The sequence below is a fragment of the Comamonas sp. wu1-DMT genome, from assembly GCF_040187805.1.
Classification (GTDB): domain Bacteria; phylum Pseudomonadota; class Gammaproteobacteria; order Burkholderiales; family Burkholderiaceae_C; genus Comamonas; species Comamonas thiooxydans.
On record NZ_JBANEM010000030.1, the window covers coordinates 1 to 24,994 of the forward strand.

A 24,994-nucleotide genomic window follows, 5' to 3' on the forward strand; every position below is an offset into this window, starting at 1 on the left:
CAAAGGCATCATTCTGGCTGGCGGCTCCGGCACCCGTCTGCACCCCGCCACCCTGGCCATCAGCAAACAGCTGCTGCCGATCTACGACAAGCCCATGATTTACTACCCGCTGAGCACGCTGATGCTGGCGGGCATCCGGGACATTCTGATCATCAGCACCCCGCAGGACACGCCGCGCTTCGAGCAACTGCTGGGCGACGGCAGCCAGTGGGGCCTGAATCTTCAGTATGAGGTGCAGCCCAGTCCGGATGGCCTGGCCCAGGCCTTCCTGATTGGCGAGAAATTCCTCAACGGCGCTCCCAGCGCCCTGGTACTGGGGGACAACATCTTCTACGGCCACGACTTCCAGCCGCTGCTCAAAAAAGCAGATGCGCGCCAGGACGGCGCCTCGGTGTTTGCCTACCATGTGCAAGACCCCGAGCGCTATGGCGTGGCCGAATTCGATGCCGACGGCAAGGTGCTGTCGCTCGAAGAAAAGCCCAAGCAGCCCAAGAGCCACTATGCGGTCACCGGCCTGTACTTCTACGACGAGCAGGTGGTGGAGCTGGCCAAGCAGGTCAAGCCTTCGGCGCGGGGCGAGCTGGAGATCACGGATCTCAACGGCATGTATCTGCAGCAAGGCAAGCTCAATGTCGAGCTGATGGGCCGAGGCTATGCCTGGCTGGACACCGGCACCCATGACAGCCTGCTCGAAGCCGGGCAATTCATCGCCACCTTGCAGCAGCGCCAGGGCCTGAAAGTGGCCTGCCCGGAAGAAATCGCCTATCGCCAGAAATGGATTGATGCCGCCCAACTGGAGAAGCTGGGCCAGGCGCTGGTCAAGAATGGCTACGGTCAATATCTGCTGCAGGTGCTCAAGGAAAAGGTGCACGCATGAAGTTCACGCCTTTGGCCATTCCCGATGTCTTTCTGATCGAGCCCAAGGTGTTTGGGGATGCGCGCGGCTTTTTTCTGGAAAGCTTTCGCCAGGACCTCTTCAACCAGGCTACGGGCACTAACCACGAGTTCATTCAGGACAACCACAGCCGCAGCGGCAAGGGCGTGCTGCGTGGGCTGCACTACCAGCTGCCGCCCCATGCCCAGGGCAAGCTGGTGCGTGTGATCTCGGGTGCGGTGTTTGATGTGGCCGTGGATATTCGCCGCAGCTCGCCCACTTTTGGGCAATGGGTGGGTGCGGAGCTGAGTGCCGAGAATCACCGACAGCTCTGGATTCCGCCGGGCTTTGCCCACGGCTTTGTGGTGCTCAGCGACACGGCGGACTTTGTGTACAAGACTACGGCCTATTACGCGCCCGAGTCGGATCGGGGCCTGCTCTGGAATGACCCCGACATAGCTATTGCCTGGCCACAGCTCGATATCGAGTTTTCCTTGTCCGAAAAGGATCGGCATCAGCCCGCATTCAAGCAGGCCGAGGTGTTTGAAAAGGATTGAAAAAATGAACAAGATTGCGATTGCGGGAACAGGTTACGTAGGCCTCTCCAATGCCATGTTGATGGCCCAGCACCATGAAGTGGTGGCGCTTGATATTGACGAGCGTAAAGTAGCTCTGCTCAATGACAGGAAGTCTCCCATTGTGGATGCCGAAATTCAGAGTTTCCTGGCGGAAAAGAAGCTGAACTTCCGCGCTACTCTGAATAAGCAGGATGCCTATATTGGTGCGGATTTTGTCATCATCGCCACGCCTACGGATTACGACCCGCAAACGCAGTACTTCAATACCAATTCGGTGGAGTCGGTTGCACGAGAGGTGATGGCCATCAATCCGGATGCGGTGATGGTGATCAAGTCGACGGTGCCTGTCGGCTTTACCAAGCGTCTGAAAGAGCAACTGGGTAGCGAGAACATTGTTTTCTCGCCAGAGTTTCTGCGTGAAGGCAAGGCTCTTTATGACAACTTGCATCCCAGCCGCATCGTGGTTGGGGAGCGTTCCGAGCGCGGTCAGCAGTTTGCCGATCTGCTGTGCGAGGGCGCCATCAAAAAGGATGTGCAGGTATTGCTGACGGACAGCACCGAGGCCGAGGCCATTAAGCTGTTTGCCAATACTTATCTGGCCATGCGCGTTGCGTATTTCAATGAACTGGATACCTATGCGGCCGTGCATGGGCTGGATACGCGCCAGATCATTGAAGGGGTCAGTCTCGACTCACGCATTGGCGGGCACTACAACAACCCATCATTTGGATACGGCGGTTACTGCCTTCCCAAGGATACCAAGCAGTTGCTGGCCAACTATGCCGATGTTCCGCAGAGCCTGATGCATGCGATTGTGGAATCGAACCGCACACGCAAGGATTTTGTGGCGGACGATATTCTGAAGCGCAATCCCAAGGTGGTCGGTATCTATCGCCTGGTGATGAAGGCTGGCTCGGACAATTTCCGTGCTTCTTCCGTCCAGGGGGTGATGAAGCGTCTCAAGGCCAAGGGTGTCGAAGTGGTGGTGTACGAGCCTGTGCTCGATGCTCCTGATTTCTTTCACTCCCGCGTTGTCAAGGATTTGGCGGAGTTCAAGCGGATTTCCGATGTGATCGTGGCCAATCGTGTTGTGGATGAGCTGGCAGATGTGCCGCAGAAAATCTATACGCGCGATTTGTTTGGCGGTGATTCCTGAGACTAATTTTTGACATTGAAAGACGCGTGAAGATGAAAGTAAGAAAAGCTGTATTCCCGGTGGCTGGTATGGGGACCCGTTTTTTGCCTGCCACCAAGGCCAGCCCCAAGGAGATGCTGCCGGTGGTGGATAAGCCACTGATTCAGTATGCGGTGGAAGAGGCCTTGGCAGCAGGCATCAAGGAAATGGTGTTTGTGACTGGCCGCAGCAAGCGCAGCATCGAAGACCATTTCGACAAGGCTTACGAGCTGGAAAATGAGCTGGAGCGTCGCGGCAAGACCGAGATGCTCAACTATGTGCGCAGCCTGATGCCCGCGGACATGAAGTGCGTCTTCATCCGCCAGGCTGAGGCCTTGGGTCTCGGTCATGCCGTGCTGTGTGCACAGCCTGTAGTGGGCAATGAGCCGTTTGCCGTGTTGCTGGCCGATGATTTGCTGGATGGCGAGCCGGCGGTGATGCGCCAGATGGTGGACGTGTACGACTACTACAAGTGCTCGGTGCTGGGCGTGCAGCAAGTGCCGCGCGAAGACACGCGCAGCTATGGCATTGTGGACAGCAAGCCGCTCAAGGAAGACCTGGAGGCCGTGCACGCGATTGTGGAAAAGCCCAAGCCGGAGGAAGCACCTTCCACGCTGGCGGTGGTGGGGCGCTATGTGCTGACGCCGCGTATCTTTCATCATCTGGCCCGCCAGGGTAAGGGCGCCGGTGGAGAGATCCAGCTCACTGATGGGATCGCTGCGCTGATGAAGGAAGAGCAGGTTCTGGCTTATCGCTATCAAGGCAAGCGCTATGACTGCGGCTCCAAGATCGGCTACCTGGAGGCCACCTTGGCCATGGCACGCAAGCACCCTGAGGTGGGTGAACAGTTTGAGCAACTGCTGCAGTCGTTGAAGGTCTAACTATTCAGAAAAGCTTCTTGTCCTTTATGAACAGGGACTGGAAGTCTTTTATTTATTTTTTATTTTGTGAATGTGTGCTGAAAAGCTTTTCGAAAAAAAGCAATAGTGCGCTGTGAGCCCGGGGGGGGGGCAGAAATGAGAGTCATTGATGAAGCAGCGCGGTCTGTTGTCTGGGAAAAACTGCAGGCCTTGGCCGGCATTTGCGGGGCTGAGCTGAGTCTGGCCAGCACGCTGGGGCAGGTGTCTCGATTTGAGCATCTGAGCCTGCAGGCACCTCATGTTTTGCTGGATTGCTCCAAATCTTTCTGGGATGAGGCTGTGCTGGAGGCATTGCTGCAATTGGCCAGGGAGGCTGGTTTGGCACAGCGGCGCGATGCTTTGTATGACGGGGCTGTGGTGAACGAAACCGAACAGCGCCCGGCCTTGCATGTGCGCTTGCGTGCTCCTTTGGCGCCGCAGGGTTGCGCCATGCCAGAGGAAGAATGCCATGTGGGCCTGCGCGCCATGCTGACGTTGGCGCAGCAGTTGCGCGAACAGGCTCGTTTTACGGATGTGGTGCATATCGGCATTGGTGGCTCGGGCCTGGGGCCTGAATTGCTGCTGCAGGCATTGCAACCCTGGTGTGAAGGCGGGCCGCGTGTGCACGTGGTGTCCAATATGGATGGACATGATCTGCATCAGGCGCTTCAAGGGCTGGAGCCCGAGCGGACATTGTTCATCGTGGCTTCCAAGTCCTGGTCCACGGCCGAGACGCAGCGCAATATGACATCGGCAAAGGCCTGGGTATGCGCGGCGGGCGACCTGCATTGGCCCGATCATTTTGTGGCCGTGTCTTCGCGCGAGGACCTTGCTCGACAGAGCGGCTTCACCCAGACCCTGCATATCCCGGAGGGGATTGGCGGGCGTTTTTCCATCTGGTCTGCAGTGGGATTGCCGGTGGCTGTGGCCGTAAGGCCGGCGGTTTTCGAGCGTTTGTTGGCCGGTGCAGCGGAGATGGATGCGCACTTTGCCCAGGCACCATTGGAGCGCAATGCGCCGGTATGGTTGGGTTTGCTGGATGTGTGGTACGGCAGTTTTCTGCGTATGCCGGGGCGCTGCGTTGCGCCATATCACCATGGTTTGCGCCGACTGCCGGCCTATCTGCAGCAGCTCGAGATGGAGAGCAATGGCAAACAGGTGCGTGCAGATGGCACGCCCGTAGGCTATCCAACAACCGGCATGGTGTGGGGTGAACCTGGCAGCAATGGCCAACACGCGTTCTTTCAGTGGCTGCACCAGGGAACCCAGCGTATTCCGGTGGAGTTCATTGCCGCTCGCACGGCGACCCATGGCTTGCCCGAGCATCAGGAGGCCTTGCTGGCCAATGCCCTGGCGCAGGCTCAGGCGCTGATGCAAGGAAGCAAGGCCGGGCCTGAGCAACTGGCTGGGCATCAGGATTTTCCAGGTAATCGCCCCAGTACCTTCATGTTGCTGGATGCATTGACTCCCGAGTCGCTGGGAGCCTTGCTGGCCCTGCATGAGCACCGGGTGTTTGTGGCAGGCACGGTATGGGGCATCAACAGCTTTGACCAGTGGGGGGTGGAGTTGGGCAAGACGCTGGCCAAGGATTTGCGTACGCGTATTGACTCCGGCAATCTGTCCGGGCTCGATGCTTCCACTGCTGGGTTGCTGGCGTACTGCCGGGCCTGACCCAGCTCAGTGGAGTTTTGAATGGCGCGGATTGCGTTCGTGGCATGCAATAAGCGGGCTGACCGCTATTTGCAGGATCCATCTTTTGTTTATCGTTGCATGAATCTTGCCCACGGTATCAAGGCTCTGGGGCATGAGGTTTGGAGCGGCCATTTATCGGCATTGCCATGGACGCAGCGCTGGGACGTGCTCGTATTGCACAGACCCAGGGCCACTTGGCGCTTCAGGGCAACATTGACTTGGCTACGGCACAGAGGCACCAAAGTGCTGGCCGATGTGGATGACCTGATCATGGACCCTGCCCAGGCTGTTTATAGCCCTGGCGTTGTAAACGGTTTGGTTGATCTGGCCACGACACAAAGGCAATTTGCGGCGCACCTGGAGGCCTTGAGTTGTATGGAAGGTATTTCCGTTTCAACAACTCCTTTGGCAGAGGAAGTGCGTCGGATCTTGCCTGGGACAAAGGTAGCCGTGGTGCCGAATGCCGTGCATCACAACTGGAGGGGGCTACCGCCGCTCCTACCTAGGTCTTCTGCCAAGGTTATGACGTATTTGCCAGGGACACGTAGCCACGATCGGGATTTTGCGAAGCTGGTGCCTGCGCTGGAAAGAGTGCTGCACCGGCATGCAGATGCGCAGTTGCGGGTGACAGGCCCCCTGAATTTCGCATTGAATGCTCGGAAAGAGCAGTTGGTGCATCAGGCGAAATTGCCGTTTGAGCAGTATCACCATTGCTTTGAAGGTGCGGCGATCAATCTTGCTCCATTGGAGGACTCGCCCTTTACCCGCTGCAAGTCGGCGTTGAAGGTGATGGAGGCCGCGTGGTGGAACGTACCTACGGTGTGCTCGAACTTGCCTGATGCCATTCGCTTTGACGGAGCAGGAGCCTTACGTGCTAGCTCTGACAAGGACTTTGAGGAGCATCTGGAATATTTGTTGGGGAATGATGAAGCTTTGAATGCTCAGTCAGAGGGATTGCGCGAGCGCGTGTTGCCGTTGGCCGATGTCATGAAGACCAGTAGCACCTGGCAGGCGTTCGCGCTGGAGCAGGTGCAGGCATGAGGCTATCTGCATGGAGCGCCTTTTTCAAGGCTCGCAAGCGTCGTGGCTTGGGTCTCTATGACCGGCAGACCTTAGAGCTTTATGCCCAGGCAGTGAGATATGGCGGTTCTTTGGCTTACCCATGGCTGATGCTGGGGTATGTGCAGTTCTTGCGCGACCTGGGGCGTGTGCCGCCAAGACGCTGGATGCATCAGTTACTGGACGAACTTCCACGTATGGGGGCAGTGGGCCGCCAAGGTGTTCTGCGTTTGGTGTCTGAGTTTTTGCCGGAATTGGTGCCAAGCTTGGCGTTTCGATTCAAAGGAAAACAAGCCCTTCCTCCCGCATTGGCCAGATATGCCGCAGATGCGGAAAAGGCGCATCTTGGTGAGGTGGACTCTTTACAGGCGCAATGGCGTACTGAGTTTATTCAGTGGCTGCAACTTCAACGCAAAGAAAAAGGCATTTGCGTGGTGGGCAATGCAGGAAGCCTTCGTAGTCAGCATCTGGGCTTGGCGATTGATTCTCATGCTGCGGTAATCCGTTTCAATCAGTTTCCCCGCGAAGATGCACTGGCTCAGAGAGTGGGAGTGTGCACCCATGTGTGGGTATTGTCCCCAGGGTATCAGGGACCTGTGCCTGAAGGTGTTCATTGGGTTGTGATGGCCGGGCCCGACGTGCGTTACACATTACGTCGTTGGACCCTGTTGAAGCCATTGTTGGAAGGCGGCACCAAGGTGTTGACTGTGCCTCTGCCAGTGTGGCGGAAATTGGTGTTTCGCTTGCAGGCACCTCCTAGCGCAGGTGTTTTGCTGTTGCAGTGGTTGTTTGACATGAATGAGTCATGGAGCGGCGTTGCGATCGCTGGTATTGGTGAGTGGGCAGGTTTAGGCTCCTATCACTTGGCATTAGCAGACCATAAAGCTGATGGCCGCCATCAGTGGATGAAGGAGCGTGCATTGGTGGCGCAATGGGGTGAGAGCGGGCTAAGGAAGTTGGAGTCGGGGCCTGAAGAGAGTGCGGCGGCGATTTCGTGATGAGTGGCAACTACCAAGACTCCCGACTGGGTATTTTTTCGAGAGGAATACTTCGTCTTCCTCTGCTTACGGTGTTGCTAAAGGCGACGCCAGTGCGCTTGCGCACGTGGCGCGCCGCCCCGGTTGACGTGGTAGCCGGCTGGGGCCTGCGCCCAACCACTCGGAAGGCTGTGGCCTATGCAGGCAAGCATGGTTTGCCTTATGTGGCGCTGGAGGATGGCTTTCTGCGCTCCTTCGGCACGGGAGAGCATTTCCCGCCGCTGTCATTGGTGGTTGATGATGCAGGCATTTACTACGATTGCACGCGACCCAGTGCATTGGAGCACCTGCTGAGCAGCGATGCCGATGTGCTGGCACCGGATGCCGCGCTGGTGCGGCAGGCCCGCGAGAAGCTACTTTCAGCGGGCCTCAGCAAATACAACCATGCACCGGATCTGCCTGCAGGCGTATTGCGCGCTGATGATGTTCAGCGGGTTCTGGTGGTGGACCAGACGGCTGGAGATATGAGTGTGGCCAAGGGCGGGGCGGATAGCGCTACGTTTGAAGCCATGCTGGCGGCAGCGCTGGACGAAAATCCGCAGGCCACGGTTTATGTCAAGACCCACCCTGAAGTGACTTCGGGCCGCAAGGGCGGTTATCTGACGGGCGTGCAGCCCGATGCCCGTACGGTGGTGTTGCGTGATGCGGTCAACCCGATGAGCCTGATTGCTCAGATGGACAAGGTCTATGTGGTCAGCTCTACCATGGGCTTTGAGGCTTTGCTTGCCAGCAAGCCGGTGGTCTGCTTTGGCGTGCCCTGGTACGCGGGCTGGGGTGTGACGGATGATCGCCAGCCCCAGCATGCAGCCATGGGGCGCAGGGCCGGGCGCAGGCGCTCGGTGGACGAGTTGTTTGCCGCTGGCTATATGCACTACACCCGATATCTGAATCCTGAAACAAGGCAGTTGGGTTCCATCGCAGATGTGACGGTCTGGCTGGATAGGCAGCGGGAGATGGCTCGGCGTTACTCGGGTCGGATGATTTGCGTAGGTTTTCCGCGCTGGCGTGCCTGGAATTTTCGGCAGATGCTGTCCTTGCACGCAAAGCGAGTTGTTCACGCGCGCAGTGCGGATGCCGCTGCCGCGCTGAAGCCCGAAAGAGATGACTGTCTGGTCTGCTGGGGCCGTGTTCCGCCCGAAGGAGTGCAGGAACTGGCTGATGCATCGGGCGTGCGCCTGCTTCGCATGGAGGATGGCTTTGTGCGCTCCGTGGGGCTGGGCTCCGACCTGATCCCACCGCAGTCCTTTGTGCTGGATGCCAAGGGCATTTATTTCGACCCAGGTCAGCCTTCGGAGCTGGAGGATTTGCTCAACACGCGGGCATTCACGGCGCAGGACCTGGAGCGTGCACGCAATGTGCGCGCCTTCATCGTTGAGCACGGCATCACCAAGTACAACCTGGAGCCCAATCGGCCGGTGGACTGGTTCCACAAGGACCGTCCGAAGGAAGGTCGGCAAGTGGTGCTGGTGCCGGGTCAGGTGGAGGACGACGCATCCATTCGCTTTGGCTGCGATGCAGAGGGTGTTTGCACGAATCTGGCTCTGATTCAGGCAGCACGCTCTGCATTTCCCGATGCTTTTATTGTCTTCAAGCCGCACCCCGATGTGAGCAGCGGCAATCGCAAGGGGCGTGTCGAGCCGGCTCAGGCTTTGCTGTATGCCGACCACATGGAGCAAGGCGCTTCAGTGGTGAGCTGTATCGAGGCCTGCGATGTGGTGGTGACCATGACCTCGTTGACGGGCTTTGATGCCTTGCTGCGCAACAAGCAGGTGGTGGTGCATGGGCGGCCGTTCTACGCAGGATGGGGGCTCACGCAGGACTGTCTGCGGGTGCCGCGCCGCAGCCGCGCACTGTCTCTGGATGAGCTGGTTGCCGGGGCACTGCTGCACTACCCCTTGTACTGGGATCCGGTGCTCAGAGGCTACACGAGCTGCGAAGCGGTGCTCAGGCGTTTGCTTGAGCAACGTACCGCCCTGGAGCAGTCGGGCAGTTTGCAGGGCCTGAAGTCCGGCTGGTTGAGGCGGCAATGGCGCAAATCCAAGGTATTGCTTCAGTCGATTTTGTCGGATTGGTGATATTTACCTTTTCTTGCAATTACTTTTCATCGATTTGTTGTCAACGTGCAGTGATGTGCACAGGTTTCGCTCGGTGAAACCCCTAAAATAGGGCAGTCATGCTTCATGACGCCTCCATAAAATACCAAGCGGCCTGACAGCCCGCAGTTCCTAACGCATGAAGAACAAGAGTGGATTTGCGTCTAAACGTGTTTTGTTGCTACAAGGCCCGGTAGGGCCTTTTTTCTGGAACCTGGCCAAGGACTTGCGCTCGGTGGGGGCGACTGTTTTCAAGTTCAACTTCAATGCAGGGGATTGGCTGTTCTATCCGCGTAAGGCCCATTCGTTTAAGGGGGAGTTGGCACAGTGGCCCGAGGTTCTGGAGGCCTTCATCATCAGGCACCGGATTGACGCGGTACTGCTGTTCGGCGATTGCCGGCCTGTGCATGCGTGCGTGCGCTCCATGACGGAGCGTCTGGGTTGTGCCTTTGGCGTGTTTGAAGAAGGCTATCTGCGGCCCGACCACATCACCTTTGAGCCCATGGGCGTCAACGGGCATTCTCATTTTGAAAAGAGACTGGCCATATGGCTTAAACAGAGGGCGCATCAAGAGACTGAGCCACAGCGTTCTCATCCGAATGGACCGGTGACGGAGTCATGGAAGAAGGTCGGGAATTCATTCTGGCATTCGGCCATGTGGGGCATGCTGTATTTCTTTGCTGCCTGGCTGGGGCAGTGGTTCTGGAATAACTCCCTGCATCACAGAAGCATGACCGTGAGGGATGCGCCTTGGTGGTGGCTGAGTTATCTGCGTAAATTCTGGTATCGCCGCACGGAAAAGGAAATCGAGAATCTGCTGCTTGGAGATTTGCGCAAGAAATTCTTCCTGGCTCCGTTGCAGGTATATAACGATGCCCAGATCGTGGTTCACTCGAACTATGATTTCGTGACGGATTTCATCAATCACGTTTTGCATTCATTTTCCAGGGCGCAGGCGCTGGAGCGCATGAACGGTGTGCCCGAAGGTGGAAAGTCGATTGCGGATGACGTGGTGGTGTTCAAGCACCATCCCATGGACCGGGGGCACCGGAACTACGCCAATATCATCAGCCTGTTGGCAAGGCGCCATGGTTTGCAGGGCAAGGTGTTCTACATCCATGATCAGCACCTGCCTACGTTGCTCAAAAGTGCCAAGGGAGTGGTGCTGGTCAACAGCACGACCGGTCTTTCCGCATTGGGTCATGGTGCTCCCGTCAAGGTCTGCGGCAATGCCTTGTATGACCTGGAAGGCTTGACCTATCAGGGCAAGATGCGGGATTTCTGGTTTCGGGCCCATCAGGCCATTCCTGATCAGGATATGCTCTCGCGCTTTCGCAGGGCCTTGATAGAGTGCACGCAGATCAATGGCAGCTTCTATCGCCGGCTTTCGGCTGTCTCATGGCGTTGCGGGGCCGCGCTGGATGGACAGATGGCGCAGCGCTTGTGGGGAGGCGGTTCGTCGGTGGATCCCTTGCTTTGGCCGGAAGAGGTTACGGAGCCTGTATTCGTTGCCCGACAGGAAAATCAGGAAAATGCCATGCCTTCTATGTTGCAGGGGGTCGCCTCTGTCGAATAAGCCTTGGTATGGAGAGGGGGCCGTTTCCCGGAGTGCAATGACTAGCAGCGAAAAGAATATCTCATTTGAGTCTTCCGGGAAGACAAGTGATTGCGAGCGCCTGGTGATCTTCATGGGCGGCTTTGATCCGCGCGGTGCAAGGCATTATCACCAGTTGATGCGCGCCGAGTCGCAAAAGCAGCCGTCTGTTTCCGAGGGTAGAAAATACGCGATTGGCAGCAGAGAGAAGTGGAGTGAGGGCGAGGCCGCGCAAGAAAAATCGCTGCATTCTCAATGGCGGGTCTCTCAGAGGGATTCCGAAAATACTGAATCTGCCGATTTTGTTTTCTTTGACTGGCATGATCAGGTTCGTCTTCATTGGCCCCAAAGTCGAGCGGAAGTCTTTCGCCAGGCCCTGGGCACCTATGTTTCCATCTGGAATTTGAGGCAGTGGCTCAAACCCGTGCGGGAGCAGGCGCGCTTTACCCTGTGGGCGCTGATGTATCCGCTGTTTTACATGCTGCTGGTGCTGCTGGCCGGAATCGGCATGGGATCCTTGCTCGTTAATCTATGGGACGGTTTGCCCAAAGGGGGCGCATTCGCGCTGATGCTTGCAGTGCTTGCTGCCGTTTGCTGGGGCGGCTTTGTGCTGGACCGGTATCTGCATATCAGCTGGCTTTTGAGAATTTTGAACTTTGCCCATGCCAGTTCCAGGAAAACGTTCCCCGTGCTGGATGCTCGTATCGAGGCGATGGCCGCCGAGGTGGCGCAGGCCATGCAGCAGCAGCGGTGGCGCGAGGTGGTCGTGGTCGGCTTCAGTGTCGGCAGTGTGCAGGCTCTGAAGTTGACTCAGGCGCTTCGCCGTAAGCTGGCTGAAGATCCGTTATCCTCACACGCTTCGCGCAAGCCGCTGGTGAGCTTGGTCACCCTGGGCAATTGCATTCCGTTGTTCGGGCTGTTTCCCGGCGCTGGCGCGTTGCGGCAAACCTTGCGTGAGGTCGCCATGGACGAAGCGGTGTACTGGGCCGACATTTCTTCTCCCAGTGATAGCGTGTGCTTCGGCATGTGTGATGTGGTGGGGCTGTCGTTGCGCGAGGATGGGCGCAAGGATGGGGCCCCGTCCGTCAACTCCGTTGCTGATTCCCGCAAGCGCCGGCCGCAGTGGGGATTCAATCCGCAGGCGATATGCTCCCCGCGCTTTCACAAGCTGTTTTTGCCGACAACCTACCGTTGGTTGCGCAGGAACAAGATGCGCATGCATTTTCAGTATCTGATGGCCGGCGAAGTTGCCGGTGCCTATGATTATTTCGAGTTACTCACCAGCGCCGGTCCGATGCATGACTACATAGAGAGGAAATTGGTGCGATGAGTCGTTTCTGTCCCGTTTATCCCAAGCCCCACCCCGAACAGACATCGAAGCTGCGCATGTTCTGGCATGCGCGGCGCTCCTGGATGGACGCCCTGTTCGAGCGCAGCTACAGCATGCAGATGGGTGAGGTTCATCTGCCCGGCGTGGATCTCTACATGCTCAATGACATCAAAGAGGTCAAGAGAGTCATGCAGAGCGAGGCGCAGCAGTTTCCCAAGAGCCATCTGCTGCATGAATCGCTGGAGCCTTTGCTGGGGGACAGCATCTTCACGACCAATGGCGAGCAGTGGCAGCGTCAGCGCACCATGATGAACCCCGCGTTTGCCCAGGCGCGCGTGAACGTCGCTTTCCCGCGCATGCTGGGAGCCGCGCAATCCATGCTGGAGCGCCTGGATGCCGTGGAGGAGGGACAGCCGTACGACATCGAGATCGAGATGACCCATGTCACGGCCGACATCATTTTCCGCACGATTTTCTCCAAGCCCATGCAGGGGCCGGATGCGCATCGCATCTTCGAGGCATTTGCCCGCTATCAGTCACTGGCACCCAAGCTCATGCTGCCAGCACTGTTCGGTGCTCGCTGGTTGACCATGCCCTGGTATCGCTGGCAGAGCAACCAGGCGGCCAGGGAGATTCGTGGCTTGCTGCACGCCATGATCAAGCCGCGCTATGAAGCGCATTTGAAGGGGGAGGCCGAGGAGCAGGAGGATATTCTTGCCGCCTTCATGCAGGCCAAGGATCCGAACACCGGCGAGCCTTTCAACGAGGAAGAGTTGGTCAATCAGGTCGCCATGCTGTTTCTGGCAGGGCATGAAACTTCGGCCAGCGCGCTGACCTGGGCCAGTTATCTTCTGGCCCAGTCACCCGATATACAGCAGCGTGCCTACGAGCAAGTGGTGGAGGTGGTTGGCGATCGTCTGCCGCAGCAGGCGGACATGAAGAGCTTCTCTCAGGTCTGGAATATCTTTCGGGAGACCTTGCGCCTGTTTCCCCCTGTGGGCTTCTTCGCTCGGGAGAATGTTCAGTCCTGCCCTATCAGGGGCAAGCAGCTGAAGGAGCGCAGCACGGTGGTGGTGGCGCCCTGGCTGCTGCAGCGCCACCGAAAATGGTGGAAGAACCCCGATGCCTTCGACCCGGATCGCTTTGACCGTGAGGAGGACAAGGAAGCCATCAAACACGCCTACATGCCTTTCAGCATGGGTCCGCGCGTGTGTCTGGGGGCAGCCTTTGCCTTGCAGGAGGCGGTCTTGATTCTGGCCTGCCTGCTGCAGCGCTATGAAATCCTGCCGGCGGCAGGCCATGTGCCGCAGCCCGTGGGGCGGCTGACGATTCGCTCCGAAAATGGCGTACGCATCAATTTGCGCAAGAGAGAGGCTGCATGAAGGAGCGCCTGGCAGGTTTTGCGCTGATGTGTGCAGTCGTCCCGCTGGCGGTCGTGGGCTGGCTGATTCTTTGCTGGGTCGGCCTGTTCGGCAAGACGGAGCGGGGCAGGGCCGGAGTGCGTGCGCTGGACCATTTTGTCAATGCGGCAGTGCTCAATGGCTATGCCTGGGAAAGCGTGTCATCGCATGCCTGGCGCGAACGCGAGAACAAGCGCTGGGCGCGTTGGGTCATCCGGATCACCGATCACTTCCAGAAGGATCACTGCATGCGTGCCAACAAGCGCGAGCAGCCCGTGGTGGACCTGATTCTGAAAAAAGGTCTGCAGGGCCAGACGATCAGGTGACAGGGCTGCAGGCCATTCAGCCCATGAGCCGGATGAGCTCATTACGCCTCATTACGCTTCATGCCCGGTCCGGGTCAGCGAGATTCGGCTCTGGCGCGTTAAGGACTGAAGCGTTTCCGGGACGAAGCGCGATCTCGCCGGCCCACGGTGATCTATATCGAGCATGGAGACATATGTCCAATCGCACTTCACTCATCCGCAGCCTGGCAGCCTTGGCGCTGGTTTGCGCAGCGGGTGCCGCCCAGGCACAGGCCTATATCAGCGGCTCCATCTCAGGCCAGCTGGCGCCCGGGGTTTACGGTCAGGTCAATATCGGTAATGCACCACCGCCGCTGCTGTATGCCCAGCCGATGTGGGGCGGCCCGGTAGTGCCGCAGGTGCAGCCCATCTATATGTGGGTGCCGCCCGGCCATTCGCGCAACTGGCGCCGCTACTGCGGCAGCTATCACGCCTGCGGCCGGCCGGTCTATTTCCTGCGCAATCCGCCGCCCCATTGGCGTGCAGGACCTCCGCCGCGCCACCACCACGAGCGACGCGACTGGCATGACGACCGCCGGGATCATAGGCACTGGGACAGAGACGATCGCCGCGATCGACGTGACTGGGACAGGCATGATCGCGATGACCGGGGGCGTGGTCATGGTCACGGGCGTGGGCATGGACGCCATGATGACTGAATTAGGGGTTAACCACTAAATTCACTGTTGCTTATGCGCAGCAATGAAGGCTGAGTGCTATTAAAAAAAATAGCATTCAGCCTTTTCCTTTTATTGGCTTTGCGCTTTGTTTGTAGGTATTTATACGTGTTATGAGCAAGCACTTTGCTATGCCTTTGCGGCATAGCTGCTAGCGGAGGGCTTGCCTAGTGGGAGGGCGCGGGGCTGCCGACAATAGTCTCATTCGTTTTGACTAGATGGTTGCCCTGATGCACGCCCTGTCGAGCGCCCCGTCCTGCCGGTGCAGTCTGCCCGCAGCGTGACGGGAGTGGCTTGAAAGGCCTCGATGGCCGGGACGCGGCATTCGAGATCGCGGGGCAGCCATGGCATCCACTTCAGGAGTCTTCCGGCATGAGCGCAGCACTCAATGGCATTTCTTCCATGGCAACCCGCCAGGTCCTGGCGGATCTGGTTGCAGCCTGGCAGGCCCAGGGCGGCGAGCCGGTGCAGATCGAATCCGTGGGCGGTGTGGATGCCGCGCAGCGTGTGCAGTCCGGTGAAGAGGCCTTTGATGTGGTCTTCCTGGCCTCCAACGCCATCGACAAGCTGCAGGCCGCCGGCCGTGTGGTTGCAGGCAGCAAGGTGGACTTGGTGCTCTCCAGTACTGCCGTGGCCGTGCCTGCTGCTGCGGAGCAGCCCGATATCAGTTCTGAAGAGGCCGTGCGCGCTGCCGTGCTGGCCGCGCCCAGCATTGGTTACTCCACCGGCCCCAGCGGTGTGGCACTGCAAAAGCTGTTCGAGCGCTGGGGCATTGCCGACGAGATCAAGCCCCGCATCGTGCAGGCCCGGCCCGGCGTTCCCGTGGGCTCCATGATTGCTTCGGGCGAAGTTGCGCTGGGCTTTCAGCAACTGAGCGAGCTGATCCATGTTGCGGGCATACAGATCGTGGGCGGCCTGCCTGCCGCGATTGCCATCGATACGGTATTTTCTGCCGGCGTTGTGACGGGCTCGGCACATGCGGATGCCGTGCAGCGTCTGCTGGCCTTCATGGCTTCGCCTGAAGCCGAAGCGGCCAAGCGCCGCCAGGGCATGGAGCCCGCTTGAATTGATTCGTGTCCAGGCGGGGGCCTGGCACTGACACCCCATCCAGCAAAAGGGCAGTCATAGCCCTTTCGTGACGGACGTACCAGATGCCTTTGAGGCTTTGGCGCCAGCCGCGAGACAGGAGATAGAGGCGACAAAGAGAGGCAACTGAGATTCCAAATATGACTTCGCAAACTAGCAAACAGAACACCGGCCCTGCGGTCGTCAATGTGCAGACCGTGCTCAACGAGAGCCCGTTTTCACGCTTCCAGTGGGGAATTTTCTTCCTCTGTTTTTTGATTGTTCTGCTCGACGGTTTTGATACCGCCGCCATCGGCTTCATCGCACCTTCGCTGCTTGGCGAATGGGGCATCGACAAGTCCCATCTGGGCCCGGTGCTGAGCGCGGCCCTGTTCGGCCTGGCGTTCGGCGCGCTGGGCGCGGGTCCGCTGGCGGACCGCGTGGGCCGCAAGACCGTGCTGATCATCGCTTCGGTGGTGATGGGCGGTGCATCGATTGCTTCCGGTCTGGTGCACGATCTGCAAGGTCTGACCATCTGGCGCTTCATCACCGGCCTGGGTCTTGGCGCCGCCATGCCCAACGCCATCACGCTAATGAACGAATACTGCCCTGACAGCAAGCGTTCCTTCATTACCAACTGCATGTTCTGCGGCTTCCCCATCGGCTCGGCCTTCGGCGGCTTTATCGCGGCCTGGATGATTCCGCATTTCGGCTGGCGCAGCCTGCTGATCGTGGGCGGTGTGGTGCCCCTGATCCTGGCCGTGCTGATGATCGTGATGCTGCCCGAGTCGGTGCGCTTCATGGTGCTCAAGAACTACTCGGCAGACCGCGTGCGCAAGGTGATGGTGCGCATCGCCGCCGGCACCCGCAATGCAGCGCGTTTTGTGCTGAACGACGGCGGCGAGGCTGCCGCCCAGGCACAGCAGGGTCCTCAGGGCCTGCGTCTGGTGTTCTCGCAGAAGTATCTGGTCGGCACGCTGGCCCTGTGGGTGACGTATTTCATGGGCCTGGTGATCGTCTACGGCCTGGTCAACTGGATGCCTGTGCTGTTCAAGGAAGCGGGCGTGCCCGCCAGCCAGGCGGCCGTGATTGCTGCGCTGTTCCAGCTCGGCGGCGTGGGCGCGATCTTCGTCGGTCTGCTGATGGACCGCTGGAATGCCAATCTGATCATCGCGACGGGCTACTTCCTGACGAGCCTGGGCGTGGCCTTCATCGGCCAGGTGCTCGGCGGCGGCGTGGGCATGCTGGTGGCTTCGGTATTCATTGCCGGTTTGCTGATGAATGCGGCACAGTCGTCCATGCAGGCGCTGGCTGCCGAGTACTACCCCACGGAATGCCGCGCCAGCGGTGTGTCCTGGATGCTGGGCATCGGCCGCTTTGGCGGCATTGCAGGCTCTTTCCTGGTGGCTGAGCTGTCGCGCCGTCACCTGGAGCTGCCGCAGGTCTTCATGGTGGTTGCCATTCCCGGTGTCATCGCCGCGCTGGCGCTGCTGGTCAAGAACCGCTATGCAGGCGGCGCACCGCGCACCTCCATGCTGGGCCTGGGCGGCGCGCACTGAACTTTTTGATTGACGAATTATTTTTAACGGAGCTTGAAGATGATCATTGACGTACACGGTCACTACACCACGGCGCCTGCGGCCCTGGGCGCATGGCGCGATCTGCAGATCGCCGGCCTCAAGGACCCGAGCAAGACCCCGTCGGTGGCCGATCTGAAGATCAGCGACGATGAAATCCGCGAGACCATCGAGACCAACCAGCTGCGCCTGATGAAGGAGCGTGGTTCCGATCTGACCATCTTCAGCCCCCGTGCCTCGTTCATGGCGCACCACATCGGTGACTTCCAGACCTCCAGCACCTGGGCCGCCATCTGCAACGAGCTGTGCTTCCGCGTCAGCGAGCTGTTCCCCGACCACTTCATTCCCGCCGCCATGCTGCCCCAGTCGCCCGGCGTGGACCCTGCAAGCTGCATCCCAGAGCTGGTCAAGTGCGTTGAGCAGTACGGCAACGTCGGCATCAACCTGAACCCCGATCCTTCGGGCGGCCACTGGACTTCGCCCCCGCTGTCCGACAAGAGCTGGTACCCCATCTATGAAAAGATGGTGGAGTACGACATCCCCGCGATGATCCATGTCTCCACCAGCTGCAACAGCTGCTTCCACACCACAGGCAGCCACTATCTGAATGCCGACACCACGGCCTTCATGCAGTGCCTGACTTCGGATCTGTTCAAGGACTTCCCGACCCTGAAGTTCCTGATCCCCCACGGCGGCGGCGCCGTGCCTTACCACTGGGGCCGTTTCCGCGGTCTGGCGCAGGAGATGAAGAAGCCGCTGCTGGAAGAGCATCTGCTCAACAACATCTACTTCGACACCTGCGTCTATCACCAGCCCGGCATCAACCTGCTGACGGAAGTGATTCCCACCAAGAACATTCTGTTCGCCAGCGAAATGATCGGTGCCGTGCGCGGCATCGATCCGCAGACCGGTCACTACTACGACGACACCAAGCGCTACATCGAAGCCACGCAGAACCTGACGGCCGATGAAAAGCACGCAGTCTACGAAGGCAATGCTCGCCGAGTGTTCACGCGCCTGGACAAGGCGCTGAAGGCCAAGGGGCTGTAACTTCTCAAAAAAGAGAGCTGCTAGCGTACGGTCTGAAAGGTTTTCAATAAGAAAACTATTCATATCTGATGAATGACAAGTGCTACCAGCTCACTTTTTGGATTCAATAACGTCAAAGCAAAGAGGTATTTCCATGTACGAACTGGGAGTTGTCTACCGCAATATCCAGCGCGCCGACCGCGCTGCTGCTGACGGCCTGGCCGCCCTGGGCTCCGCCACCGTGCACGAGGCCATGGGCCGCGTCGGTCTGCTCAAGCCCTATATGCGCCCCATCTATGCCGGCAAGCAGGTCTCCGGCACCGCCGTCACGGTGCTGCTGCAGCCCGGCGACAACTGGATGATGCATGTGGCTGCCGAGCAGATTCAGCCCGGCGACATCGTGGTCGCTGCCGTCACCGCCGAGTGCACCGACGGCTACTTCGGTGATCTGCTGGCCACCAGCTTTCAGGCGCGTGGCGCACGCGCCCTGATCATCGATGCCGGCGTGCGCGACGTGAAGACGCTGCAGGAGATGGACTTCCCGGTCTGGAGCAAGGCCATCTCTTCCAAGGGCACGATCAAGGCCACCCTGGGCTCGGTCAACATCCCCATCGTCTGTGCCGGCATGCTGGTCACGCCCGGTGACGTGATCGTGGCCGACGACGATGGTGTGGTCTGCGTGCCCGCCGCGCGTGCCGTGGAAGTGCTGGCCGCCGCCCAGAAGCGCGAAAGCTTCGAAGGCGAAAAGCGCGCCAAGCTGGCTTCGGGCGTTCTGGGCCTGGATATGTACAAGATGCGCGAGCCCCTGGAAAAGGCTGGTCTCAAGTACATCGACTAATCGGAACATCGGTCCTCAAAAATCATTACAACAGGAGCAACCGCATGTTCTCTTCCTTCAAATCTTCCGTGAACCTCTCGCGCCGTCACTGCCTCGCCGCAGCGGCCAGTCTGGCTGGCGCCGGCGCACTGGGTCTGGGTACTGCCGGCAATGCGCTGGCGCAGGCTGTCAAGGCCGCTGCCGGGAACAAGGGCACGCAGCTCGTTCTGCTGGGCACCAAGGGCGGCCCGCGCGTGGGCGGCGAGCGCTCCAACCCGGCCAGCGTGCTGCTGATCGACGGCGAGCCGTTCGTCGTCGATTGCGCCTATGGCGTGGCGGCCCAGCTGGTCAAGGCCGGCATTGCGCTGCCGCGTCTGAGCAAGGTGTTCATCACGCATATGCACTCGGATCACAACCTGGAGTACGGCCCCTTGCTGTATTCGGCCTGGGCTGCCGGCCTGCGCAACCAGGTCGATGTCTGGGGGCCGCCGACGCTGGATGCGATGACCAAGGCCTTCATGGAATCCATGAAGTTCGACATCGATATCCGCATCCCCGACGAGAGCAAGCCCGATCTGCGCAAGATGGTGAACACGCACGAGTTCTCCAAGCCCGGCGTGATTCTGGAGAACGACAAGGTCAAGGTGACGGCGGTGCGCAATATTCATCCGCCCATCGCGGACTCGTTTGCGCTGCGCTTCGACACCAAGGACCGCTCGGTGGTCTTCTCGGGCGACACGACCTACTGCCCGGCCGTGGCCGAGCTGGCCAAGGGCGCCGATGTGCTGGTGCACGAGGTGATCTATGTGCCCGCCGTGGACGCCATGGTCAAGCGCGTACCCAATGCCGCCACACTCAAGGAGCATCTGCTGGCCTGTCACACCACCTCGGTGGATGTGGGCCGCATCGCTGCGGCCGCCGGCGTCAAGAAGCTGGTGCTCTCGCACATCGTGCCGGGCGACGACCCCAGCATCACCGACGAAATGCTGCTGTCCGATGTGCGCCAGCATTTCAAGGGCGATGCCGTGGTGGGCAAGGATTTGATGGTGATCTGATCACTTTTTCAAGATAAGGACTGGATTGATATGAGCCAATTTGAAAAGACCCCCGGCTGGCTGGACTGGTATGCCAACCCCAGCAAGCCCCAGTTCAAGCTGCCTGCCGGCGCTGTGGATGCGCACTGCCATGTGTTCGGCCCCGGCAACGAGTTCCCCTTCGCACCCGAGCGCAAGTACACCCCCTGCGACGCCAGCAAGGCCCAGCTGTATGCGCTGCGCGACCACCTGGGTTTTGCGCGCAATGTGGTGGTGCAGGCCACCTGCCACGGTGCAGACAACCGCGCCATGGTCGATGCCTGCAAGTCCTCAGGCGGCAAGGCCCGTGGCGTGGCCACCGTCAAGCGCTCCATCAGCGATGCCGAGTTGCAGGAGTTGCATGACGCCGGCGTGCGCGGCGTGCGCTTCAACTTCGTCAAGCGCCTGGTGGACTTCACGCCCAAGGACGAGCTGATGGAGATCGCCGGCCGCATCGCCAAGCTGGGCTGGCATGTGGTGATCTATTTCGAAGCCGTGGATCTGCCCGAGCTGTGGGACTTCTTCACTGCGCTGCCCACCACCGTGGTGGTTGACCACATGGGCCGCCCCGACGTGACCAAGGGCGTGGACAGCGAGGAGTTCGCCCTGTTCCTGAAGTTCATGCGCGAGCACCAGAATGTCTGGAGCAAGGTTTCCTGCCCCGAGCGCCTGTCCGTCACCGGCCCCAAGGCCCTTCATGGTGAGCAGAATGCCTACCAGGACGTGGTGCCTTTCGCGCGCCGCGTGGTCGAGGAGTTCCCCGATCGCGTGCTCTGGGGCACGGACTGGCCGCACCCCAACCTGAAGGACCACATGCCCGACGACGGCCTGCTGGTGGACTTCATTCCTCATATCGCTCCCACCGCGCAGCTGCAGCAAAAGCTGCTGGTGGACAACCCCATGCGTCTGTACTGGCCCGAAGAGGTCTGACGGAGTTCCGGCGACACATACACCCGGAAACAGGCCGCAGCCTTGTCGCATGGGCTGCGCCATCCGTAACGAGGAGAATTTATGGCTTTGGAAAAACCGTATCTGGACGTGCCCGGCACCATCATTTTCGATGCCGAGCAGTCCCGCAAGGGCTACTGGCTCAACCAGTTCTGCATGAGCCTGATGAAGGCCGAGAACCGTGAGCGCTTCCGCGCCAACGAGCGTGCCTATCTCGACGAGTGGGCGATGACCGAAGAGCAGAAGCAGGCCGTGCTGGCGCGCGATCTGAACTGGTGCATGCGCACCGGCGGCAATATCTACTTCCTGGCCAAGATCGGCGCCACCGACGGCAAGAGCTTCCAGCAGATGGCTGGCTCCATGACCGGTATGACCGAAGAAGAGTACCGCGCCATGATGATGGGCGGCGGCCGCTCTGCCGAAGGCAATCGCTATGTGGGCGAGGACGGTGATGCGCAGGCACACCATCAACCCCAGGGCAGCGCAGGCAACCAGAACAAGGAAGGCAACTAAGACATGGCACGCATCACCGCATCCGTTTTCACCTCGCATGTGCCTGCCATCGGCGCTGCCATGGACATGGGCAAGACCCAGGAAGCCTATTGGGCGCCTCTGTTCAAGGGCTATGACTTCTCGCGCCAGTGGATGAAGGACAACAAGCCCGATGTGATCTTCCTGGTCTACAACGACCATGCCACGGCCTTCAGCCTGGACTGCATTCCCACCTTCGCCATCGGCACGGCTGCGGAATTCCAGCCCGCTGACGAAGGCTGGGGCCCGCGCCCCGTGCCCAAGGTGGTCGGCCATCCCGATCTGGCCAGCCACATTGCCCAGTCCGTGATTCAGCAGGACTTCGACCTGACCATCGTCAACAAGATGGACGTGGACCACGGCCTCACGGTGCCGCTGTCGCTGATGTGCGGCGAGCAGGACCCCAAGACCGGCTCCTGGCCCTGCCCGGTGATCCCCTTCGCCGTGAACGTGGTGCAGTATCCCGTGCCCACCGGCCAGCGCTGCTTCAACCTGGGCCGCGCCATCCGCAAGGCCGTGGAGAGCTACGACCAGGACATCAACGTGCATATCTGGGGCACGGGCGGCATGAGCCACCAGTTGCAGGGTGCGCGCGCGGGCCTGATCAACAAGGAATGGGACAACCAGTTCCTGGACCTGCTGGTCGAGAACCCCCACGGTCTGGCGCAGATGCCACATATCGACTACGTGCGCGAAGCCGGCTCGGAAGGCATCGAGCTGGTGATGTGGCTGATCGCGCGCGGCGCCATGTCCGATGTGGACGGCCCCGCACCGCTGCCCAAGGTGGCGCACCGCTTCTACCATGTGCCCGCATCGAACACCGCAGTGGGCCATCTGATCCTCGAGAATCAGTAAACGTTTCACCACGTTCGCTGCTTCGCGTATTCACTGCCCCCTGTGGGGGGCTTCGCCTCCTTGAGGCGGCTCTACGGAGATCCCAATCATGAGCAAGACCATCAAAGTAGCGCTGGCTGGCGCAGGTGCCTTCGGCATCAAGCACCTGGACGGCATCAAGAACATCGACGGCGTGGAAGTCGTCTCCCTGGTCGGTCGCCGTTTTGACCAGACCAAGGAAGTGGCCGACAAATACGGCATCAAGCATGTGGCAACCGATCTGGCCGAAAGCCTGGCGCTGCCCGAGGTCGATGCCGTGATCCTGTGCACGCCCACGCAGATGCACGCCGAGCAGGCCATTGCCTGCATGAAGGCCGGCAAGCATGTGCAGGTCGAGATCCCTCTGGCCGATGCCCTGAAGGACGCCCAGGAAGTGGCCGAGCTGCAAAAGCAGACCGGTCTGGTGGCCATGGTGGGTCATACCCGCCGCTTCAATCCCAGCCACCAGTGGGTGCACAAGAAGATAGCAGCCGGCGAGTTCAACATCCAGCAGATGGATGTGCAAACTTACTTTTTCCGCCGCACCAATATGAATGCGCTGGGCCAGGCCCGCAGCTGGACAGACCACCTGCTGTGGCACCATGCTGCCCACACCGTGGACCTGTTCGCCTACCAGGCCGGCAGCCCCATCGTCAAGGCCAACGCCGTGCAAGGCCCCATCCACAAGGATCTGGGCATCGCCATGGACATGAGCATCCAGCTCAAGGCTGCCAACGGCGCGATCTGCACGCTGAGCCTGTCGTTCAACAACGACGGCCCTCTGGGCACTTTCTTCCGCTATATCGGTGACACCGGCACCTATCTGGCCCGCTACGACGACCTGTACACCGGCAAGGACGAGAAGATCGACGTGTCTCAGGTTGACGTGTCCATGAACGGCATCGAGCTGCAGGACCGCGAATTCTTCGCCGCCATCCGCGAAGGCCGCGAACCCAACTCCAGCGTGCAGCAGGTGTTCAACTGCTACAAGGTCTTGCACGACCTGGAGCAGCAACTGAACGCGGATTGATTGCCTGGCGCATCTCCGCACGAAAGCCCCCGCAGCCTGTGGCTGCGGGGGCTTGTTTCATTGCGCAAAGTCTCTGTCGCGGGAGATCGTGATCAGGCTTTTGCCTGCCCGAATCCAGGCCCTATACCCTATACCGAGGCTATCCCTCCCAGGAGCGATGGCGGAGTTGACGGGGGGATTGGCCAAACCAGCGCTGGCACGCGCGGGTGAGCACGGCCTGGTCTGAATACCCCAGCAATTGCGCGATATGGCCCAGACTCAGCTCAGGCTGCGCCAGCAATTGGGCCGCCCAGGTCTTGCGCGCGCTATCGCGCAGTTCTTCGAAGGCGGCGCCTTCCGCCTGCAGGCGCCGCTGCAGGGTGCGCGGGTGCTGGCTTAGGGCGCGTGCCGCCGAGGGCAGGTCGGCCATGCCCATGCGAACCAGATTGGCCAGCGCGCTGCGCACCTGGTCTGTCACGCCGGTATCTCTGCCTGGCGCTGCTCCCAACAAGAAACGTTCGACAAACTGCTGCAGCAGCCGGTTGTGTCTAGGCATGGGCTGACGCCAGGCCAGAGGGTCGATGGCAATGCCGTCAAAGCTGGAGCGAAAACGCGGCAACTGGCCCAGGTGCCGTCGGTATTGCGCGCTGCTGCCCACGGGGGCATGGCGCAGATGGATGGCCGCGGGGCGCAGCGCGCCTTCGGACAGCACATGGATCAGGCGGCACATATAGGCCACGCAGATTTCCGTGCCCTGGGGCATGGAGGCGTGGGAGGGCAGGCGTGACAGCACTTCCACGCATTCCAGCCCCTCGTCAGGCGCCATGAAGGTTCTGTAGCTCAGGGTGGGGTTGTGGAAGTGGACGTACTTTCCACCCTGCATCATGCCCTCGCGCACGGTGGGCGCGGACTGTATGACCAGCCCCAGCAGGCCCAGGGTTTCGACACCTTGCTGCGCGCACAGGCGCAGCCCGAAATCGTGCACGCCCAGCACGCAGGCGGCTTCCTCTATGACCAGGGCCACGGCGTGGCTGGGCAGGTAGCGCTCGGGGTCGGCCAGATCTTCCGGCACCAGGCCGCAGGCGCGCAGGATGGCGGCGGGGTCGCCGCCCTGTGCGCGCACCAGGTCTTCAAAGCACGCGAGCGAGGCGGCGCGGACACTGGTCATGACGGCGGAATCAGCGTGTTTGGCAGGCATCGGGGTATGTACTGCATGTCGTGCAACATCAAAATCCTGTCGCGCAAACACAAGTTTTGCCAGAGGGCTAGACCTAGCATGGCTGCGTGACAGACACGATTGACGCAAGTCGGGCCCACGCTG

Annotated in this window: 23 protein-coding genes; 22 read left to right on the forward strand and 1 reads right to left on the reverse strand. The window is 59.9% G+C overall.

Annotated features, from left to right (window positions below; genetic code table 11):
* From rfbA to V8Z78_RS25240, 22 genes are all read left to right on the forward strand, one after another.
* On the forward strand, nt 1-877 hold an 877-nt coding region (gene rfbA, locus V8Z78_RS25135; RefSeq protein ID WP_349732373.1), incomplete at its 5' end, for a glucose-1-phosphate thymidylyltransferase RfbA.
* Nucleotides 874-1,431, forward strand: coding sequence for a dTDP-4-dehydrorhamnose 3,5-epimerase (gene rfbC, locus V8Z78_RS25140; protein WP_349732374.1), 558 nt, complete (start codon nt 874-876; stop codon nt 1,429-1,431). The genes rfbA and rfbC, both read left to right, overlap by 4 nt.
* Nucleotides 1,432-1,435: 4 nt before the next feature.
* Complete coding sequence (locus V8Z78_RS25145; protein ID WP_349732393.1) at nt 1,436-2,608, forward strand: nucleotide sugar dehydrogenase; 1,173 nt, start codon at nt 1,436-1,438, stop codon at nt 2,606-2,608.
* Between the two features lie 32 nt (nt 2,609-2,640).
* Entirely contained in the window at nt 2,641-3,507 is an 867-nt protein-coding gene (galU, locus tag V8Z78_RS25150; protein WP_349732375.1) for a UTP--glucose-1-phosphate uridylyltransferase GalU, read from the forward strand.
* Nucleotides 3,508-3,642: 135 nt separating this feature from the next.
* On the forward strand, nt 3,643-5,196 hold the full coding sequence (pgi, locus tag V8Z78_RS25155; protein ID WP_349732376.1) for a glucose-6-phosphate isomerase: 1,554 nt from the start codon (nt 3,643-3,645) through the stop codon (nt 5,194-5,196).
* Between the two features lie 21 nt (nt 5,197-5,217).
* A complete protein-coding gene (locus V8Z78_RS25160; protein ID WP_349732377.1) occupies nt 5,218-6,258 on the forward strand; it encodes a glycosyltransferase family protein in 1,041 nt (346 codons plus the stop codon).
* Nucleotides 6,255-7,274, forward strand: coding sequence for a glycosyltransferase family 29 protein (locus V8Z78_RS25165; RefSeq protein WP_349732378.1), 1,020 nt, complete (start codon nt 6,255-6,257; stop codon nt 7,272-7,274). Before V8Z78_RS25160 ends, V8Z78_RS25165 begins: the two co-directional genes overlap by 4 nt.
* Nucleotides 7,275-7,366: 92 nt before the next feature.
* Nucleotides 7,367-9,388, forward strand: coding sequence for a capsule polysaccharide biogenesis protein (locus V8Z78_RS25170; protein ID WP_349732379.1), 2,022 nt, complete (start codon nt 7,367-7,369; stop codon nt 9,386-9,388).
* Between the two features lie 157 nt (nt 9,389-9,545).
* Nucleotides 9,546-10,982 carry a capsule polysaccharide biogenesis protein gene (locus V8Z78_RS25175; RefSeq protein WP_349732380.1) on the forward strand — a complete coding sequence of 479 codons (1,437 nt, stop codon included), beginning with the start codon at nt 9,546-9,548 and terminating at the stop codon, nt 10,980-10,982.
* A 37-nt stretch (nt 10,983-11,019) separates the two neighbouring features.
* Nucleotides 11,020-12,330, forward strand: coding sequence for a hypothetical protein (locus tag V8Z78_RS25180; RefSeq protein WP_349732381.1), 1,311 nt, complete (start codon nt 11,020-11,022; stop codon nt 12,328-12,330).
* Nucleotides 12,327-13,712 carry a cytochrome P450 gene (locus V8Z78_RS25185; protein WP_012838742.1) on the forward strand — a complete coding sequence of 462 codons (1,386 nt, stop codon included), beginning with the start codon at nt 12,327-12,329 and terminating at the stop codon, nt 13,710-13,712. The genes V8Z78_RS25180 and V8Z78_RS25185 overlap by 4 nt, the downstream gene beginning before the upstream one ends.
* Nucleotides 13,709-14,056: a hypothetical protein gene (locus tag V8Z78_RS25190; protein ID WP_003067549.1), complete on the forward strand. Its 348-nt coding sequence runs from the start codon at nt 13,709-13,711 to the stop codon at nt 14,054-14,056. The genes V8Z78_RS25185 and V8Z78_RS25190 overlap by 4 nt, the downstream gene beginning before the upstream one ends.
* Before the next feature lie 173 nt (nt 14,057-14,229).
* Entirely contained in the window at nt 14,230-14,733 is a 504-nt protein-coding gene (locus tag V8Z78_RS25195; protein ID WP_349732382.1) for a hypothetical protein, read from the forward strand.
* A 390-nt stretch (nt 14,734-15,123) separates the two neighbouring features.
* Entirely contained in the window at nt 15,124-15,816 is a 693-nt protein-coding gene (locus V8Z78_RS25200; RefSeq protein WP_003067552.1) for a substrate-binding domain-containing protein, read from the forward strand.
* 161 nt (nt 15,817-15,977) lie between these two features.
* Nucleotides 15,978-17,375, forward strand: a complete 1,398-nt coding sequence (locus V8Z78_RS25205) for an MFS transporter (RefSeq protein WP_003067553.1) — start codon at nt 15,978-15,980, stop codon at nt 17,373-17,375.
* A 39-nt stretch (nt 17,376-17,414) separates the two neighbouring features.
* A complete protein-coding gene (locus V8Z78_RS25210; protein ID WP_349732383.1) occupies nt 17,415-18,443 on the forward strand; it encodes an amidohydrolase family protein in 1,029 nt (342 codons plus the stop codon).
* Nucleotides 18,444-18,576: 133 nt separating this feature from the next.
* The gene (ligK, locus tag V8Z78_RS25215; RefSeq protein ID WP_003067555.1) at nt 18,577-19,260 is read left to right on the forward strand and encodes a 4-carboxy-4-hydroxy-2-oxoadipate aldolase/oxaloacetate decarboxylase; all 684 of its coding nucleotides are present in this window, start codon (nt 18,577-18,579) and stop codon (nt 19,258-19,260) included.
* A 44-nt stretch (nt 19,261-19,304) separates the two neighbouring features.
* Entirely contained in the window at nt 19,305-20,294 is a 990-nt protein-coding gene (locus tag V8Z78_RS25220) for an MBL fold metallo-hydrolase (protein WP_081033982.1), read from the forward strand.
* A 30-nt stretch (nt 20,295-20,324) separates the two neighbouring features.
* Nucleotides 20,325-21,242 (forward strand): amidohydrolase family protein, encoded by a 918-nt coding sequence (locus V8Z78_RS25225; protein ID WP_003067557.1) that lies wholly within the window; start codon nt 20,325-20,327, stop codon nt 21,240-21,242.
* A gap of 81 nt (nt 21,243-21,323) precedes the next feature.
* Entirely contained in the window at nt 21,324-21,773 is a 450-nt protein-coding gene (gene ligA / locus V8Z78_RS25230) for a protocatechuate 4,5-dioxygenase subunit alpha (RefSeq protein WP_003067559.1), read from the forward strand.
* A gap of 3 nt (nt 21,774-21,776) precedes the next feature.
* Nucleotides 21,777-22,646 (forward strand): class III extradiol dioxygenase subunit beta, encoded by an 870-nt coding sequence (locus V8Z78_RS25235; RefSeq protein ID WP_003054198.1) that lies wholly within the window; start codon nt 21,777-21,779, stop codon nt 22,644-22,646.
* Nucleotides 22,647-22,734: 88 nt separating this feature from the next.
* Nucleotides 22,735-23,694 (forward strand): Gfo/Idh/MocA family oxidoreductase, encoded by a 960-nt coding sequence (locus tag V8Z78_RS25240; protein ID WP_003067562.1) that lies wholly within the window; start codon nt 22,735-22,737, stop codon nt 23,692-23,694.
* 139 nt (nt 23,695-23,833) lie between these two features.
* Here the strand turns inward: V8Z78_RS25240 and V8Z78_RS25245 are convergent, their stop codons facing one another.
* Entirely contained in the window at nt 23,834-24,841 is a 1,008-nt protein-coding gene (locus V8Z78_RS25245) for an AraC family transcriptional regulator (RefSeq protein WP_349732384.1), read from the reverse strand.
* Nucleotides 24,842-24,994: the final 153 nt, after the last annotated feature.